Below are 15574 nucleotides of genomic sequence, written 5' to 3'. Positions count from 1 at the left end.
AATGAAGCATTGAAAATATACGCTTTCGATGGGCCTATGCAGTCCCCAACTCAATTTAGATGGTTGTATAGAATGAATATAAATTTTGCCTTGAATAAAATGGTACTTTGCCATCTATTGGTTTTCGCTAGATTTTTTATGTTATGCGTTGACTATCTCATAAATATTGCTAATTAAAAGGCACAGGCTGAAGAAGCTTGTGCTTGAGGGAGATTTGGATTGTCGCTGACTTAGCTTTAGAGGTGAAAAGGTATATAGGTATAGACTAAGCCGTAAGTCAGTGCCGCAGTCAGTGTAGCAGGGACAATTTTTTTAAACTTGAAATACAAGCCTGCAAGCACAGCAAAACCAACCAACATGGCAAAGCTTTTATTTGGTGTCTCAAGCAGAGGTGGTAAGGTTGCAACCACCAACATTGAACTAATTGCGGCAATGCCAATCGAGCCCAAAGCGATTTTGAGCCATAAAGAACCACGCTGCTGTGAACCTTGCTGAAATTTCTGAATTACAAAAAATGGCCCAAACCGTGATGCAAAATTTGCAATCCCGACCAAGATCCCAACCAAGATAATTTCTAGATTCATGATGCTTCACCCATATGTTCAGGATCAGGTTTCTTTAAGACATAATGTTTGAATAAACCGGCAAAAATACCAGAAGAAATACCGATAAAAATCGCAGCAGACAAGTCGATAAAGTAACAAGCAATCGCAGAAACAATAATTGTAACCGTGACCACAAATGTATGTTTTTTCTCAAATGCTGCGAGTAAAAAGCTTAAAAACAATGCAGGCAGTAGGAAGTCGAGTGCGGCTTGTAAAAATTGTGGAAGGTTGCTGACTTGATCGGCAAATAAACCGCCTAAAAATGAGCCTGTTGCCCAAGACAGCCAACTAAATAAGCTGAGTCCTAACATCCAAGATTCTGACCATTCTTGACGACGTTGCGACAGTTTGATCATACCTGATGCAAAAACTTCGTCGGTTAAACCCCAAGCCCAAACTGCCGTTTTCTTTAAATTGAGTCGGTCTTGAATCAGGTTTTGTAAAGCAGGACCGTAGAGCAAATGGCGTATATCGAGAGCAATCACAGTGAGTGCAGTCATCCAAATGGATGTTCCACTTCCCAGTAACGCAACGACGAGAAACTGACTGGCACCGGCATACATAGAGCATGATAAAAATAAGGCTTCCCACGCAGTGAAACCAAATTGAGTCGCAGAAACCCCAAATGCAAAAGAAACAGGAAGATAGGTAAAGATAATGGCTTGACTATCTTTAGCACCTTGCCAAAAACCCGCAGGCTGAACTGTAGGAAGTTTGTGCTCAGACACGACACACCTTTGAAAGAGTTGAACAACAGGTCAAATGATGATTGAGTATTGTACGCGAATTCACTAGCATATTGCCGAATATGTTTGCTGAAATGAGCTGGATATGCAGAGGTTAAAGATGCGTGGGATACTGATTGTTTCATTATTGAGCAGCACGGTGTTGTTGCAGGCCTGTGGTAATGATGGAGCTGAACAAGCTCAAGTCGAAATTAAAGCAGCACCCAAATTAACCAATGATGCAACGGAGTATGCTGCCAAAGCTTGGGCGTTTATCAATGAAGCCGATCCGATTGTTTATGCAAAGCAAGTCGATCAGATGGAAGAGAAAGTCCGTGTTCCAGCACGTAAATTGAGTACCGAATGGCGTATCAATGTCAAAATGACCGATTCTGTGACTGAAGGTAAATATGCACTGTGTCGTAAAGCTTTAACAAGTCTGGAAATTTGGGCACGTGAAAGTATTGATCAGAGTTCGACTGTTGCACAAAAGCAAGCAGATTATGAGCGTGATAAAAATCAATGCAAAGGTGCGATTGAAAACCCTGAACTCGGAAATACCGATCCGAAAAAAGTAGGCATTTAACCCGATCAAAGCAGTGAATTTTCACTGCTTTTTTTTGGAAAATATCAAAAAACAAGAATAAATCTATAATAGAGGATTGGAAAATCCTCCTAAAAACATTGCTATTTCATATAAAAAATTAAATCAGTGCGCTGCCGTAGTATTGAGCTAAATTCCAAATTGCATGGTTGTTTTCTGAAGTTAAATAGACAAAAAGCATTGATTATTAAGTATATAATTATTTTTTATAAAGATTCATTGATAAAAAATACTCCATTTTAGAACGCTAGTCGTCTGTCTTTTTCTTTAATTAATATCTTTAAAATATTAATAATACAAAGCATAGATAATGTGATAAAAAATTAAAATTATCATTATTTGATAAAATGTGTAAAAATAACTGCGTAAAAGATGAAGTATGTAAATTAAATTAAAGACGTTGAAAAGGTGATTAAGATGAAAAAAACATTAATGATGTTATCGGTTTTGGCTGTTTTGACTACAGCAGTCAATGTACAAGCAGCGACTGAAGATAAATCAGAAGCATCAACTCAAGAAGTTGCAGCATGTACAAATGGTTTTGACAGTGTAAATGTTTGCCAATTATTGTCGTGATCAAAACTCGATAAAGCGAAGTGCCACAAATAAAAGCAAAATAACTATAAAGAATCATTCTGGTGCAATTAAATGCACTTATTTAAATCACAAATGTCAGACATCATGCACAGGAAGTGCATGAGCAATCTGATGTAACTGCGCTAGATCTAAAATTTCAATTTGTTTAAACGCAACACGAAGCACCTGCATTTTTTCCAACTGCTGAAGCTCCTGATTGACTGATTGTCTTGAGCAATTCATCAGTTGCGCGAGTTGTTCCTGCGAGATGTATATGGTGTGTTGTTCAATTTCCAAATGATTCCCATATCCATTTAAAATAAACAGCAGACGCTGTGCGAGACGTTGACTTAAACTTTGCGTTTGTAAGGCAATGAGTTCCATAAAGGCATAGCGAAGCTTTTGACTGGTGAGCTGGGCAATATGAAACCAAAACTCAGGGTGTTGTTGTAATAATTGCTGAATTGCTTGAGCCGGCAAGTGTAATAAGGTGGACTTTTTGGTACAGATGGCATCGTGAGAGCGTGGTAATTGGTCAACCAAGGATATTTCGCCAAACCACATAATCGGCTCAGCAATGGCGGCAATCGCTTCTTTGCCATGAATATCAATATAGCCTAAGCGAACTGCGCCTTCTAAGACTGCATACATACCATTAAAACGCTGTCCTGATAAAAAAACACGTGCGTCTTTTTCGAAAGTTAAGGTCAGGGCATGGCGGCAGATAAAGTCTTGGAAGGAAATATTTAAGCCTGAATACCACACATTTTTATTGAGTTGATGCACATATTGAGCGTCCAGCACAGCATATCCTTATTTTATGGTCCAACTTGTCTATTAGATGACAACTTTATTGATGCATTTTTTATATAGTGAAATGAGTGAATGAACAAGGAGTAAGTTAATGAGCAAACTTGAAAGACTGCTGAGCCAATATGCAGCATATCATTTAAATCGAAAAAATGTGCTGACGCATTTTGTGGGTATTCCGCTTATTGTGTTTTCAATTATGTGTCTAACCGCACGAGCAGGGCTAATGATTTCGGGTTTTGAACTGACTCTTGCATTGTTGTTGATTATTGCCAGTGTCATTTATTACCTGAGTTTAGATAAAATTTTCGGTTTGATCATGCTTTTGGTGTTTGCCGTCACATATCCCTTAGCCTTAATGATCGCAAAAATGAGCCTTATGTCATGGTTGATCTGGAGTGTGGGGATCTTTGTTGTGGGTTGGATCATCCAATTTATCGGTCATTATTATGAAAAGAAAAAGCCTGCGTTTATGGATGATGTTATTGGCTTGGCAATAGGGCCTTTATTTGTCCTAGCAGAGTTTGTGTTTCTACTCGGCTTTCGTAAAGAGCTTGAACAACGCATGTTGACAGAAGCAAGAAGACAGCGTGCAGAGATGGATGCAAAAGCATTACATATTGCTCACCCATAAATGATTTGAATAAAAAAGCCGGATAATTCCGGCTTTTTTTTTACGATGTGTTAATTCTCAACTGTTTAGGATTTCACAGCAACTTTATGTTGTTCCGCTGCCACCTTTTGTGCAGCGATTTTTGCTTTTGCGTCAGTATTTGCAGCTTTGGCAGCATGGGCTGAAGTTTTAGCTTCTGATTTTGCTTGTGTTGCAAGATGCTGTGCTTGAGCTGCATCATGTTTTGCTAATTTTTGATTATGTTTCACTTTACTCTGAGCCAATTGGCTGGCTTGTTTTGTATCGTGTCGAGCGACTTTTGCATCATGCTGTGCAACTTGTGCTGCATGTGTAGCAGTACGGTCCTGATGTTTTGCATCTTTAGCAATGGAAACACAAGTACCACCTTTATGGTTTGCACCTGTGCCACCTGTAAGTGTGGTGCCTTGTGGACATGCAAACGCAGTTACACTAAGCATTGTAAAGATACCTGCTGTTAGAATTTTGCTGATTTTTTTCATTGCTATTGTTCTATGAAAATAGGCATTAGTGCCTATGAGTAAATTTATAGCAGAACGGTAGAGATTTAAGTCGTTGCACTGTGGTGACTCAGCAACCAAATCATGTATTCGTGTCGATATAATTTTGTTTTTAAGTAGGTTTTAAGTTTTTAAATATGCTTATTTTTTGGCTTGAGCTTTTGCCTGAAATTAAAAAAGCCAGCAAATTGCTGGCTTCTTATGAGTACTGTCTTATACGTTAAAACGGAAGTGTAAAACATCGCCATCTTGAACGATGTATGTTTTACCTTCTAAACGCCATTTACCTGCTTCTTTAGCGCCAGCTTCACCGTTGTATTGAACGAAGTCGTTGTAGGCAACACATTCAGCACGAATAAAGCCTTTTTCGAAGTCAGTGTGAATCACACCAGCAGCTTGAGGTGCAGTTGCACCAATTTTTACTGTCCAAGCACGAACTTCTTGTACACCCGCTGTGAAGTATGTTTGAAGGCCGAGTAAGCCATAACCTGCACGAATAACTACGTTTAGACCAGGTTCTTCCATGCCTAAAGCTTCAAGGAATTCCACACGGTCTTCGTCTTCAAGTAATGAAATTTCTGCTTCGATTTGGTTGCAAAGTGGAACCACAATCGCATTTTCTTCAGCAGCTAATTTTTGTACTGCTTCTAAGTGAGGGTTATTTTCGAAACCATCTTCTGCAACGTTGGCAATATACATGGTTGGTTTAAGGGTTAAGAAGCCATAACCACGCACCAATTTACGTTCATCTTCATCAAGGTCAGCTGCACGCGCAGGTTTACCTTCATCCAGTAAAGGTAAGATTTTGTCTAAAACAGCTTTGGTCGCAATCGCTTCTTTATCGCCACCTTTTGCAGATTTTGCTAGACGTGTAATTGCTTTAGAAACAGCTTCTAAGTCAGCAAGTGCAAGTTCAGTGTTGATTGTTGCGATATCGTCAAGTGGGTCAATTTTGCCATTTACGTGAATGACATTCTCGTCTTCAAAACAACGTACAACATGTGCAATAGCATCCGTTTCACGAATGTTGGCTAAGAATTGGTTACCAAGGCCTTCACCTTTAGATGCACCAGCAACGAGACCTGCGATATCCACAAATTCCATCGTGGTTGGGACAACACGTTGTGGGTTTACAATTTCAGCAAGTTTATCCATACGTGGGTCAGGTACAGGTACGATCCCAGTATTTGGCTCAATTGTACAGAATGGGAAGTTTTCAGCAGCAATCGCAGCTTTGGTTAATGCGTTGAAAAGCGTTGATTTACCAACGTTCGGCAGGCCGACAATACCACAGTTAAAACCCATGAAATAACTCACAAAGTATTATAAAAAAATTGTGGATGATTTTACATGAAAGCCATAATAAAGTCAGGTGATATGGGAAGGAGAATGTATATCTTATTGAATCGCGCTGAGATCGAGATGAATTCACGTCTGAATAAAGCTTAAGTTGCACTACGGATGCAGAATAGGTGCAAAAATGACATTGTGTTTCAATAACACAGTGACTAAAGTATCCCTATAAAATTACTGGGTTTTATAAACCACAGTTACAACAAAAACTTGGAGCATTTATGCGAACTCTCTACCAGTTTCCACTCTCACATTTTTGTGAAAAGGCGCGCTGGTTACTCGATCACAAAGAGTTGGATTATGTGGCTCATAATTTAATGCCGGGTGTACATCGTGCATTTGCACAGCTTAAAACAAGGCAAAACAAATTACCGATTTTACGTGATCAAGATCATTGGGTTGCAGATTCAACTCAAATCGCCTTTTACTTGGATGCGACCTACCCCGAACATAGTCTGATCCGTCCAGATGTCAAACTGCGTGAAGACGCTTTAGAGATTAATGAACTCTCCATTGAGTTAGGCCAACATGTGCGCCGTTGGGGGTTGGCACATGTATTAAATGAAAGTGAAGAATCACTTGATATTTTAATTGGTGAAAAGGGCTATTTACGTCAGTTTGAAAAATATTCCAAGCCCATTATAAAGGCACTGGTTTCTAAAGGTTATCAATTAGATACGGATAAGGTTGCGGCTTCACGTGAGCGATTGGACGAAATTGTGGTTGATTTAAATCAACGTCTGATCGAACAAGGTGGGCGTTATTTTGTAGGCGACCGATTAGGTTTGGCTGATATTGCAGTGTGTTCAATGTTGGCGCCGATATTAGAGATTGTTGGAACGCCGTGGGAAAAAGAGCATGGCGAAACCTTGTCAGAAGAGTTTAAAGCTTACAAAGCCTATTTGAGCGATTTGCCTTTAGGTCAATATGTGCAACGTATATACCAAACAGAACGTAACGCACGGGTAGATTGGCGTGGTGTATAAGCTCTTTATATGAAAACTTTGCGTCATACTGCTTTAAAAAAGCGCGCCTAACAGCGCGCTTTTTCATCAGACATTCAATCCTTAAATATAGCTTTGTTGTTGAATATCCAAAATATTCAGCACTGGACTGATACTATCGGCTTGTAAAGTATTCAGCGGCATAACAGGGTAGAAGATATTGCCTAGCGCATCCTTAATACTTGGGATGATGGTGGAGATATCAAAATCACCTTGAGCAGAACCTAAATTTTCCAATAGGTCATTAATATTCGGTAATTGGCCCGTGAGGTTTTCAGTCAATTGGTTGAACTGATCCGTGATAGAACCAAGATCAATTTTTTCAGGAGCAAGATTGCCAAGTAAATCGCCAAGATCTGGAATGGTCAGTTGATCGAGGAACTGAGTCGCTTCACCATTACTGTCCATCAGAGCAATGACTGGTTTCAACGAGTCAATCACTTGATTTAAATTAGTTGAAAGCGTCAGTAAGGATGGATTGTTGACCACATCCAAAATGGTGCTCACGCTATTTAATACATCATAAATCGCTTTGACGGTTTGAGCCTGATCCGTATCGATGACATCGCTTTTTGCCAGTAAATCTAAAAGCGGATTAAGTCCTTTGATCACCCCTGAAATGGTCTCAGGGACATTCCCTTGGTTGGCTGATGAAATGGCGGTCACTAGATTGGTCACACTTCCAATCACTGTCGGTAAAGCATGACTCAACTGTTCCATATCAATAGTTGAGTTGTCTTTATTGATTGAAGCTAATAAAGGTAGGAGGGCAGTCGTTGCACCTTGTGCAATTTGCCCAAAGTCGATGTTTCCAGAAGACGAGCTCCCAATCATCTGAATAATGGGTTGCGCATATTCTAAAACTTGGCTGAGTGTATTGATAATTTGCGTTGAATCCGTTGACCCAGTTGCGCTTCCAAGCATAGCAAGCAATGGTTTGATGGCATTTACAGCACTGCTAATATTGTCAGGAAGATTACCTTGATTATTGGTGCTACTCAGTAAACTTTGCAAGCTGTTGACAATGGTAGGTAAGGATTGAACCAACTGATTCATCTCTGTTGAGCCAGCGTTGCCACCTAAATTTTGTAGGAGCGGTTGCAGTGTTGTCATCAAAGTCTTGAGTGCATCCGAATTTGAACCGTTATTGGATGTAAGACTTTGAATCGTGCTAATCACTTGCGGAAGCGATTTAGTCAGTGGGCTAAAATCAAAAGATTTTGTGCCACCTAAATTACCCAATAATCCTGTCAGCGTATCCGTGATATTGGTTGTAGGTTTAAGCGGGCTAAGTAGGTTACTGACCGTGCTGCTAATTGTACTGAGCTGTAGGGAAGGACTTAGTACAGAACTTAATTTTGAGCTGAGTGAACTCAGTGATTTAATTGCCATGTTTATTCTTCCGTTTTTGTTTTTTTGTATATTTATGAACCGCCGCTATTTTTTAATGTAATTACCAAACCAAGTAAATAAGTGAAAAAAAAGAAATGTGACATAGAGCGCACATTGAAAAATAAAGTAAAAATAAAAAATTGAAAAATATAAATAAAATATCTTTCCCTTTTATCTGAAATTGATTTATTCAGATCAATGGAATGCATTGAGAAGCTTTATTGGTAGCTTGTCTAAAGACGTTATTTAGAATATAAAAACTAAACTTTGATGAAAAAACATTCATTTAAACACGATATATATGCAAATTATTATGTTCATAATGCATATGAGCTTTATTATTTTTAATAAATCATGCTATACATGAGAAAACTTGCACATAAATGCTGATTTTAAAACTTAAAATAACATTGAAAATGACAACAGGTGTTTGATGAATCTGGATCATCAGCACTGTTTTCAAAAATGGCTGGAGTAGACTGATGGAACTAGACCGTTTTGATAAACAAATTTTAGAAATTTTGACCCATGAAGATGTCAATTTAAATGAACTGTCAGAGCGGGTGAATTTATCGGTCAGTTCAGTTCATCGTCGGATCAAACAATTGATTGATCACAATATTATCAGTGGTCTGAAACGTGAAATTAATTATCAAAAATTGGGCTTTAGTTTGCATGTACTGCTGCAGGTGTCTTTGAGTAAGCATGATACAGATACCTTTGCTAAATTTTTAGAAGAATTAGAAAGTATTCCGGAAGTCATCAATGCATTTTTAGTGACAGGGCAGTCTGCAGATTTTATTGTGGAAGTCGTTGCACGAGATATGGAAAACTATAGTGAAATTTTACTCAAACGTATTGGTAAAATTGAACATGTGGTTGCATTACATTCAAGCTTTGTAATTAAACAATATAATGTTTTTAACTGTAATGGCCTATTAAATAAGGTTTAAATACAGCTCTCAATCTAGATTGAAACAGTTGAAAGTTTAACAATAAAAAACGCACCGATGGGTGCGTTTTATACTTCAGTCGATTGAATTATAGAGCTTCTAACTCAGCCATTACTTCATCGGTGAATTCAACGTTGGTATACACGTTTTGAACGTCGTCTAGATCTTCAAACATATCAATCATTTTGATGATTTTTTTCGCTTGTTCGATATCTGAAATTAACGCTTTAGTTGAAGGGTTCATGACCACTTCGGCGTTATCAGATTTTAAACCTGCTGCTGCAAGCGCATCCTGAACTTCACCGAAATTTTCAGGTGTGGTGATAACTAGAATTTCATCTTCATCTACTTCAATATCTTCAGCACCAGCTTCTAAAGCGATGTCCATGATTTGATCTTCTAAAGAAACATCTTCAAAAGTAATCTCACCACGTTTAGTAAACATATAAGCCACTGAACCTGCAGTACCTAAATTACCATCAGTTTTCGAGAAGCAATGACGAACGTCAGGAACAGTACGGTTCAAGTTATCCGTCATTGTTTCAATGATGACCGCAACACCACCAACGCCATATCCTTCGTAGGTTACTTCTTTTAGATCGGTATTTTCTTCACCACCCACACCACGTTGGATCGCACGGTTGATGGTGTCACGTGTCATGTTTGCAACTAATGCTTTTTCAACAACAGCACGTAAACGTGGGTTAGACGCTACATCACCGCCGCCTAAGCGTGCAGCTGTCACGATTTCACGGATAAATTTTGTGAATACTTTAGCGCGGCTTGCATCTTGTTTTGCTTTACGATGCTTAGTATTAGCCCACTTGGAATGACCCGCCATGCGAAATATGCTCCTTGTAGATTGGCCTTATGCCTATCAAATTGAGCAAATTCTACCATAATGGCTTTTTTGTGTGAAAGTACTGGATTTCAGGAAATGTGTAGTTGAAAAAAAAATATCCAAATTTGAGAAAATAATGAGAAATGTCAAAACACTCGTACTGTAATTTTTCTTATGATGAGAATCGGGCTGAAAGAGTAAGTTCGATCTTTTTATAAAAGGAAGATATAAATGCACAATGCATGGAGCACGTGACATTTATATCTTTAAATACGTATTTCGTTAAAACATGAATGGCGCTTAGTCTTTATTTTTAGGTTCAGGGATCACGATGTCTAAACCTACTTTATCTTTATAGAGCTGCTTGATTAAGGCTAAATCGTGATCGAGCTCAGTCGGGTAAATCTTGCCGAAAATACCACCTTGTTTGGTTTTTGAGTTGGCATACATTAATACAATCGGCACACCTGCTGCTTTAGCGATATACCAAAAGCCTGTACGAATTGGTTTTCGTGTTTCACCACGTACTGCACGGGTCGCTTCTGGAGCAATGACTAAATTAAATTTTTCGCTAGCTTCAAAATGCTCAACCATTTTAGTCACGATGTCTTTATTGGCTTTACGGTCTACAGGAATACCGCCAATCGCTTCAAGAACAGGTTTAAATGGACCTTTAAAGAGTTCTTTTTTAATCAGCGTGTGAATTTTAATGTCGTAAATTTGGCAAAGGGCCAGTGAAAGAACAGCATCCATCATTGAGGTGTGTTCAAAGCCGACGATCACTTGTTTATTTTCTAAAACATCAGGTTCTACGTGGTATTTCCAGCCTGCCAATTTAAATGCAGATTCGCCAATAAACTTTTTCAACATAGTCGGTGATACGGTGATTTTAAAAAGGTGTAATTTCTGCTTGTTTGGATCATGAGTCAAGAGGATTTAAGTGAGCTTTGATATGAATTGTGCAGATATTTCAAATCGGAATAAGAAGGGCGGATTGAAAAATTATACTTTTTAGCAATAAATCGGTTAAATTTTATATAGCAAAGCTATCATCATAGATAAAAATACTCTTAAAAATTTGCTAAATATGGCTAGGCACCGTCAGAAATTCTTATTAGACTTTTGTCGTAGGTTAAAACTTTTAACCTGTTGGTCTTAACTCGTTTTCTAACGGAGAACTCAAGCATGATTTATTTAACTGCTGTGTTATTCGCTGTTGCTATGTTTGCTTTGATTGTTATTTGGTCAATTATTGAGTTTTATTTGGACTTAAGAAAGCCTGAACAGGTTGAGTCTTAATATTGGCCGAAATTTATAGGCCCATAGTTGATTTATTAATACCATATATTTTATATAATAATTATGTTTAATTAATAGTAAAAAGATATTAATGTGGTTTTGTTATTGAGTCTTGAGCTTGTATCTCAATAGATATTTTTTAGATTTTCAATATTAGATATTCTTGAGCAGGTTTCAGAAATGGCTATTCCTTGTTGTAAAAGGCTTTGATGCATAAACCTTCAAAGGGTGAGTTATCCCCAATCCATTTAAATTTAGTAACAACTTGGGTGTGAGGTCTACCTAATTCCGTAAACCTATTCAGAACTGCCACACGCACATAAATTTCATTAACCTGACTTTGAAAATATCTTGCCGTCAGCTTATCTCCTAATTATTTGATGCAATGCATCTTGGTTTCCACCAAACTGCGACGGTGATAGCCTGACAGTTTTCCATAGAGTTCTGCCTAAATGTTTAACCGTTTGAAGTAACTTATTTCGCTCTAGCGAGCTAGCTTTTTATCTTTCGATGGTTTTGCATTTTTCTTAGGTGGAATCACTGCATGTGCTTGACGATCTAAATTCACTTGTCTGCAGCACTTCGTGTCGTACGCCCCATTGGTATAGACAGAATCTATTCCCTCATCTAGTGGTATTTGTTCCAGAAAATCACTAAGTACTTGTGAATCACTGACATTATTTTTCGTAAGCTGAACAGCACGTCTTTGAAGCGTTTCAGCATCAATACCAATATGCAGTTTATGCCATTGCCGACGTTATTCAGGCTGATGCTTTTTACGCTTCCATTCGCCTTTACCTAAAAATTTTAAACTCGTAGAGTCGATGAGTAAGTGTAACCCACTACGACTTTTCTGATAGCTTATTACAATATCCATATGCTTTAGTCGTCTACAAAGGGTAGAGTACAAATATCACTGATATTCGGGGCTGCTCAGCCACAGAGTTTAATTAGGCTTTAGCAAAGCCTGTGACCATGCGTAAAGTAAGGTGGAATAGAGATTTGATCATTAAAATAGCATTGAATCGCTGTATCGGAATAAGTTTGATTTCGTCCGTGCTAACTTTGTGGTTACGCATACCATTGGGTCTTAGGATCAAACCAGATTGAAATATTTCTTCGCTTGATGAAAGCTTTGTTATATGCGGACCAATTTAGTTGTCAGGTAGATTTTTATCAAGTTTAGCACTTACCGTTGGACAGATTGGTCTTCTTGTTAGTGCTGTTGCGCCACATCTGGGTTCAGCTGTACTTAAAAATGTGACAATAAAACTGTCGCAACATGCAGTCATGGCTTTTTAATGAGTGTACGTGTGATTGCTGGTTTGAATGTAATAACATTAAGTCTGGTTGCTGTTGAAATAGAACGGCTTTGTTGCATAAATATGTAAGTATCTGATTTAAATAAATTTAATTTTGGATCAAAAATAATCAAAACCTTTAAAATCATATAGTTATGAAATCTTTGTGCAACAAAGCCAAATAGAACTAAAAAATGGGTCTGACGATGCTTTAGAAGATTGGTGTCAAAAAACACCTTTTAGGAAAGCAAATAGTAAAGAGACGCCTTTTAAAAATGAAGATGAAGAGTATCAAGAGTTTGCTAAGGCTGTTGTGAGCTTATAAGTATGTATAGAGAAGATATGATTAAATTAGAAGGCTATATTAGAGAGTTAGAAGTTTATCAGGGTGTATTAAATGCTCTAGGTGGAAAGGGAGACTCATTAATAGCTTCATCTGCAATTCTTGGAACCTTAGCAGGCAATGTTACTTTGGGAACACAAAGTGTATTTTTGGCTTCTCAGTCACGTTTGCATATCGAAACTCTTGTTATGAAAATTAATGGAAAGATATGCGTTGGCCAATTTCATCGTGTTTTATTACAACAGAATGAATATGTCATTTGTATTGCTAAGCAAATTGAACCCAATGTATACGAGTTATGTTCAGTACTTAGTCCAAAAACAGGTTTACTGCATATGCAGATTGGAATGGGGTCATCTGTGAAAAAGTTTCATTCGTCGGTTAAGAAAGGAGGCTATATTTGGTTCGCCTTAGCTGTTTTGATTACTATTTTTATTTGGATTATTTTACCTGGAGATTATTCAGTTGAAAATATCTCAATTTGGTTTTTTGGGTATTTTATCTTATATTTTATTTTTATGTACATTATAAAAAGTTCTACAAATTCATTAATATATCTCAGTGAAAACTCAGAAAAAATTTTTGACTTGTATGGCTTTAAAAATCCTCAAGAAATATATCTATTTACTGCACGACATGAAGATACATCAGAGAAATTAATTTTAGAATCTATTTATGATTATCGAAAAGTTATTAAAGATGATCCTTATCCTGAGGATTATTCTGATAAGAAATGATAAAGTCTATTTTATCTTTAATTACATATTCTGCCCAAGCAAGATAATGATATCCAAAAATGGATTCGTAAATGTTTATTATCAACGGATCAGAGTATTAAAAGGTTTGATACTATTCAGCAACAAATGTTGGGACTAAAGTCGGTATATCATTAAAATGAAAAGTAAAATCAAAAAACATGTCTTTGGCTATGATGTATTTAAACAAGATGTTCCTTTCTCTCAATTAGAAGAAGGAGATATTCTACTGACGACAGATAATGATTCTAAAAAAAATCATAATTGGTCATTCTTAAAAATGAATGATGATTATATTGAATTAATCGATCAATCTTATGCGAGGTTGGGAAAAGGAGTAAGTATTTTAATTTTACTTCTTCCTATCTTTTTAATCTCTTTTTATTTTATATATTTTATTTTTACTACAGGAGAGGGTGATTTAGGATTTTCCATTTTTTTTATGTTCTTAATTTTGGGAATTCTTGCTTTTCCACTTATAGGATTTTTAAATCCTTACTTTAAATATGATCATAAACAGCCTATTTGTAAACCTATTCTTTTTAACCGAAAAACAGGCAAGGTATTTTTCTATATCAATGATCAAGAATATATAGAAAAAAAATGGACGGATGTGGTCTATATTATGGGCAGTAGTTTTGGGTTGTCTGGCATTCCATTACGAGAGCTTCGGGCACATATCATCGAAGACGGCATCCTAAAACATACCTTTGTGATTGGCTTTCCAATGATTGGAATATTCCGTACTCAAGGTTTATGGACTTTTATTTGTCATTTTATGATGAAAGGACCAGAAGAGCTTTATCCGAAACCGCACCCTATGTACGGTACCATTGATCCTTTTACTCAACTGACTTATTGTCAAAATGTTCAAGGTGCAAAAGAAAGTTGGAAAGAGACCTGGAAGTCATTTCGGATCATTTATCACAATAATTGGGTTCCAGCATTGTTTTCTTATCCCTTTGATGTGTGTAACTTTCTGGCGCGAAGAATTTTATTGCATATCAAACCATTGCCCGTTTGGCATGATGATGTGATAAGAAAAAATAAAATGAATTTACAGCGGCCAGAAGAAATCAGTGCAAAAGATAATTTTGAATTTACAATGTTTAAAATGATGGATAAATAAAAAGCTCTTTCGATTTTTCAATATAAATTAAGGGAATAGGCTGAATAAGGCTACCACCTAACGCCTACATCTAAGTCACGTAAGCATTGTATTAGCTTATTATTTATTGATTTCAATTTGATGCGAAAAAATAAAGCATTATGTCTGTGAGCCGCAGAGTTTTGTACCGTTGTTGCAAACGGGCTATAGATGTTTTATCAAGCTTTCAGAAACGTCTGACTATACTCAATTTTAGCATGAACATTATTCGGTTTATAAAGATCCGATACGGAAAGCCGAAACACGAAAAAATAAAGCTGAATTGGAGCGGGTCCTTTTGATAGAGATATGCTGTTAGCAAGCAACATTGAGATGATTGATACTTCACTAGAATTAAATAACCAAAATGGAATTTATCAAGTGTGGTTTATACAGCGAAAAGACATATTTTGGCTGACATCCGCTGTTTCATCACGTTCTTTTAGAATGGCTGTAGGAGGGGCTTTTTGACGGTAGATATTCATGCCATCACCGCCCCCAGCATTATCACCACCTTGTGTAAAAGAACTGTGCATGACTTTTTCTGTGCCTTGTTTGGGTCCTTGTGGATTGTTAACAGGTGACTCTGTCAACGGCATTCTAAAATTGACCCCTTTTACCTTTCAAATGGCAAAGTAAAATTGACCCCTTTGATCTCGTATTAAGTTTCAACCTGGGGCTGAATCCCAATTCTTTTTTTATCCTTCAAACGAT

General features: G+C 37.2%; 17 protein-coding genes and 1 pseudogene. 8 read left to right on the top strand and 10 right to left on the bottom strand.

Annotated features, from left to right (window positions below; all coding sequences use genetic code 11):
* Positions 1-236 precede the first annotated feature (236 nt).
* The gene (ygaH, locus tag FTU62_RS16155) at positions 237-584 is read right to left on the bottom strand and encodes an L-valine transporter subunit YgaH (protein WP_078189050.1); all 348 of its coding nucleotides are present in this window, start codon (positions 582-584) and stop codon (positions 237-239) included.
* Complete coding sequence (locus FTU62_RS16150) at positions 581-1333, bottom strand: AzlC family ABC transporter permease (protein ID WP_078194362.1); 753 nt, start codon at positions 1331-1333, stop codon at positions 581-583. Before FTU62_RS16150 ends, ygaH begins: the two co-directional genes overlap by 4 nt.
* Before the next feature lie 103 nt (positions 1334-1436).
* On the opposite strand from FTU62_RS16150, the gene FTU62_RS16145 reads away from it, so the two are divergent.
* Positions 1437-1916 carry a hypothetical protein gene (locus FTU62_RS16145; RefSeq protein WP_078194361.1) on the top strand — a complete coding sequence of 160 codons (480 nt, stop codon included), beginning with the start codon at positions 1437-1439 and terminating at the stop codon, positions 1914-1916.
* Positions 1917-2351: 435 nt separating this feature from the next.
* On the top strand, positions 2352-2510 hold the full coding sequence (locus FTU62_RS16140; RefSeq protein WP_180133541.1) for a hypothetical protein: 159 nt from the start codon (positions 2352-2354) through the stop codon (positions 2508-2510).
* A 96-nt stretch (positions 2511-2606) separates the two neighbouring features.
* Here FTU62_RS16140 and FTU62_RS16135 read toward each other — a convergent pair whose 3' ends face one another.
* The gene (locus FTU62_RS16135) at positions 2607-3314 is read right to left on the bottom strand and encodes a Crp/Fnr family transcriptional regulator (protein WP_180023943.1); all 708 of its coding nucleotides are present in this window, start codon (positions 3312-3314) and stop codon (positions 2607-2609) included.
* 100 nt (positions 3315-3414) lie between these two features.
* Between FTU62_RS16135 and FTU62_RS16130 the strand changes: the two genes are divergently transcribed.
* Positions 3415-3954, top strand: coding sequence for a DUF962 domain-containing protein (locus FTU62_RS16130; protein ID WP_180023942.1), 540 nt, complete (start codon positions 3415-3417; stop codon positions 3952-3954).
* Between the two features lie 65 nt (positions 3955-4019).
* On the opposite strand, the gene FTU62_RS16125 is transcribed toward FTU62_RS16130, so the two are convergent.
* A complete protein-coding gene (locus tag FTU62_RS16125; RefSeq protein WP_180023570.1) occupies positions 4020-4412 on the bottom strand; it encodes a hypothetical protein in 393 nt (130 codons plus the stop codon).
* 273 nt (positions 4413-4685) lie between these two features.
* Positions 4686-5777 (bottom strand): redox-regulated ATPase YchF, encoded by a 1092-nt coding sequence (ychF, locus tag FTU62_RS16120; RefSeq protein WP_180103204.1) that lies wholly within the window; start codon positions 5775-5777, stop codon positions 4686-4688.
* 269 nt (positions 5778-6046) lie between these two features.
* On the opposite strand from ychF, the gene FTU62_RS16115 reads away from it, so the two are divergent.
* Positions 6047-6811 carry a glutathione S-transferase family protein gene (locus tag FTU62_RS16115; RefSeq protein WP_180103203.1) on the top strand — a complete coding sequence of 255 codons (765 nt, stop codon included), beginning with the start codon at positions 6047-6049 and terminating at the stop codon, positions 6809-6811.
* An 81-nt stretch (positions 6812-6892) separates the two neighbouring features.
* Here FTU62_RS16115 and FTU62_RS16110 read toward each other — a convergent pair whose 3' ends face one another.
* Positions 6893-8221, bottom strand: a complete 1329-nt coding sequence (locus FTU62_RS16110) for a hypothetical protein (RefSeq protein ID WP_180103202.1) — start codon at positions 8219-8221, stop codon at positions 6893-6895.
* Positions 8222-8703: 482 nt separating this feature from the next.
* On the opposite strand from FTU62_RS16110, the gene FTU62_RS16105 reads away from it, so the two are divergent.
* Positions 8704-9174: an Lrp/AsnC family transcriptional regulator gene (locus FTU62_RS16105; RefSeq protein WP_067763303.1), complete on the top strand. Its 471-nt coding sequence runs from the start codon at positions 8704-8706 to the stop codon at positions 9172-9174.
* Between the two features lie 88 nt (positions 9175-9262).
* Here FTU62_RS16105 and FTU62_RS16100 read toward each other — a convergent pair whose 3' ends face one another.
* The 3 genes and pseudogenes from FTU62_RS16100 to FTU62_RS16090 form a co-directional block, all read right to left on the bottom strand.
* A complete protein-coding gene (locus FTU62_RS16100; RefSeq protein ID WP_180103201.1) occupies positions 9263-10015 on the bottom strand; it encodes a YebC/PmpR family DNA-binding transcriptional regulator in 753 nt (250 codons plus the stop codon).
* A gap of 300 nt (positions 10016-10315) precedes the next feature.
* Complete coding sequence (locus FTU62_RS16095) at positions 10316-10885, bottom strand: 1-acyl-sn-glycerol-3-phosphate acyltransferase (protein ID WP_180103200.1); 570 nt, start codon at positions 10883-10885, stop codon at positions 10316-10318.
* Positions 10886-11570: 685 nt separating this feature from the next.
* Positions 11571-12503, bottom strand: a pseudogene (locus FTU62_RS16090) (IS5 family transposase); the annotation flags it as partial.
* Between the two features lie 278 nt (positions 12504-12781).
* Between FTU62_RS16090 and FTU62_RS16085 the strand changes: the two are divergent.
* From FTU62_RS16085 to FTU62_RS16075, 3 genes are all read left to right on the top strand, one after another.
* Positions 12782-12940, top strand: coding sequence for a hypothetical protein (locus tag FTU62_RS16085; RefSeq protein ID WP_162689777.1), 159 nt, complete (start codon positions 12782-12784; stop codon positions 12938-12940).
* A 17-nt stretch (positions 12941-12957) separates the two neighbouring features.
* Positions 12958-13695, top strand: coding sequence for a putative type VI secretion system effector (locus FTU62_RS16080; RefSeq protein WP_257223248.1), 738 nt, complete (start codon positions 12958-12960; stop codon positions 13693-13695).
* 157 nt (positions 13696-13852) lie between these two features.
* Positions 13853-14842 carry a hypothetical protein gene (locus tag FTU62_RS16075; RefSeq protein WP_180103198.1) on the top strand — a complete coding sequence of 330 codons (990 nt, stop codon included), beginning with the start codon at positions 13853-13855 and terminating at the stop codon, positions 14840-14842.
* 395 nt (positions 14843-15237) lie between these two features.
* Here FTU62_RS16075 and FTU62_RS16070 read toward each other — a convergent pair whose 3' ends face one another.
* Positions 15238-15459: a hypothetical protein gene (locus FTU62_RS16070; protein ID WP_180103197.1), complete on the bottom strand. Its 222-nt coding sequence runs from the start codon at positions 15457-15459 to the stop codon at positions 15238-15240.
* Positions 15460-15574: the final 115 nt, after the last annotated feature.

Origin of the sequence: Acinetobacter sp. YH12126 (assembly GCF_013418745.1) — a bacterium.
GTDB lineage: Bacteria > Pseudomonadota > Gammaproteobacteria > Pseudomonadales > Moraxellaceae > Acinetobacter > Acinetobacter amyesii.
Note: the sequence above shows the minus strand (reverse complement) of the source record. Positions and strands in the feature narration are given on the sequence as shown.

Coding starts and splice junctions, on each gene's coding strand:
- FTU62_RS16075 (WP_180103198.1), top strand. CDS start 13,853: ATGAAAAGTAAAATCAAAAAACATGTCTTTGGCTATGATGTATTTAAA.
- FTU62_RS16095 (WP_180103200.1), bottom strand. CDS start 10,885: ATGTTGAAAAAGTTTATTGGCGAATCTGCATTTAAATTGGCAGGCTGG.
- ygaH (WP_078189050.1), bottom strand. CDS start 584: ATGAATCTAGAAATTATCTTGGTTGGGATCTTGGTCGGGATTGCAAAT.
- FTU62_RS16125 (WP_180023570.1), bottom strand. CDS start 4,412: ATGCTTAGTGTAACTGCGTTTGCATGTCCACAAGGCACCACACTTACA.
- FTU62_RS16080 (WP_257223248.1), top strand. CDS start 12,958: ATGATTAAATTAGAAGGCTATATTAGAGAGTTAGAAGTTTATCAGGGT.
- FTU62_RS16145 (WP_078194361.1), top strand. CDS start 1,437: ATGCAGAGGTTAAAGATGCGTGGGATACTGATTGTTTCATTATTGAGC.
- FTU62_RS16130 (WP_180023942.1), top strand. CDS start 3,415: ATGAGCAAACTTGAAAGACTGCTGAGCCAATATGCAGCATATCATTTA.
- ychF (WP_180103204.1), bottom strand. CDS start 5,777: ATGGGTTTTAACTGTGGTATTGTCGGCCTGCCGAACGTTGGTAAATCA.
- FTU62_RS16115 (WP_180103203.1), top strand. CDS start 6,047: ATGCGAACTCTCTACCAGTTTCCACTCTCACATTTTTGTGAAAAGGCG.
- FTU62_RS16105 (WP_067763303.1), top strand. CDS start 8,704: ATGGAACTAGACCGTTTTGATAAACAAATTTTAGAAATTTTGACCCAT.
- FTU62_RS16100 (WP_180103201.1), bottom strand. CDS start 10,015: ATGGCGGGTCATTCCAAGTGGGCTAATACTAAGCATCGTAAAGCAAAA.
- FTU62_RS16110 (WP_180103202.1), bottom strand. CDS start 8,221: ATGGCAATTAAATCACTGAGTTCACTCAGCTCAAAATTAAGTTCTGTA.
- FTU62_RS16070 (WP_180103197.1), bottom strand. CDS start 15,459: ATGCCGTTGACAGAGTCACCTGTTAACAATCCACAAGGACCCAAACAA.
- FTU62_RS16140 (WP_180133541.1), top strand. CDS start 2,352: ATGAAAAAAACATTAATGATGTTATCGGTTTTGGCTGTTTTGACTACA.